Source organism: Bradyrhizobium algeriense (assembly GCF_003062295.1).
Lineage (GTDB): Bacteria > Pseudomonadota > Alphaproteobacteria > Rhizobiales > Xanthobacteraceae > Bradyrhizobium > Bradyrhizobium algeriense.
Map to the genome: position 1 here is coordinate 1 of NZ_PYCN01000158.1, position 952 is coordinate 952.

1 protein-coding gene is annotated in these 952 nt (G+C 56.8%); it reads right to left on the reverse strand.

Annotation, left to right across the window (positions count from 1 at the left end; all coding sequences use genetic code 11):
• The coding region (locus tag C7G61_RS42860) for a host specificity protein (RefSeq protein WP_108523427.1) at positions 1-592 on the reverse strand (592 nt) is incomplete at its 3' end.
• Between the last annotated feature and the right edge of the window lie 360 nt (positions 593-952).

Here is a 952-nt window from a genome sequence, read left to right on the forward strand (position 1 = left end):
CTAGACGGGGCTTCACCTCATCCGTGGCAGGACGCGACATGACCAACGCCCGCTTGCCGTCAAGCCGAAGTTGATGTTCCAGCAGAACATCGCCTGCGTTCTCGACGAGCGGATGAGTAACCCGGAGACCGACAACGGACGAGACGTGTTTTCGCCCAGGAAAGTGCCGCTCCCACGCCTCCCCTCCCATGCGACGTCGACCTTCGGTCTTTAGAAGCCCGACACTCTTGTCACCCAATTGATAGCTGAAATATCGCGCATGGTCCGAATCCTCTACGGTGGATCCGGCTCTGGCGACCATCGCTGTGCGCTCAGCCTTTTCGGAAACGAAATCCGAGTATTCTTGCGGATTATCGGCTATGTGCTTGATGTCCTTACCGTAAAAATTTCTCAGTTCTTCCCTGAATGACTCCCTGTCAATCTCATCGATGGGAGGTTCGGAAATGAGGGAGTACGGCCGTGTCGCCCCCGAGGACGAACCAGGCGCCGTAAGCGTTTCCGTAAACCTACGGCCATCTGCTGATAGCTCCGATTCATCGGCCTGGCTCGCGCTTGGAACTTGGCTGGAAGAACCAGTGATTCTGTTATACATGCGGTTCGCTCTCCCTATCGCAACGTACTGGCCTACTCGAAGACCTGTGGACAATGATAGGCGCGCGAGCTGACAACAAGCTGACGCACAGAGGGGGGCGCATCACCCTAGCCTCACCGTGCCACGCCAAGGCGAGGAGCGGCTGGCCTTTCCAGAGCTACTCATTGGGCTTCGCGGCTATGATGCCATACCTTGTTACGCGAGCGAGCCGAGACTCGGATCGCTGTGGCGCAGGCGGGTTCTTTAGAAGAATTACAGTCCTACCTGATACTGCTGCGGCCCATCACAACCTCGTTCCACTTGTGCAGTCCTCCAAATCCGAGGACATCGGAGTACCGGTCGAACCGTCCAATCGATTGT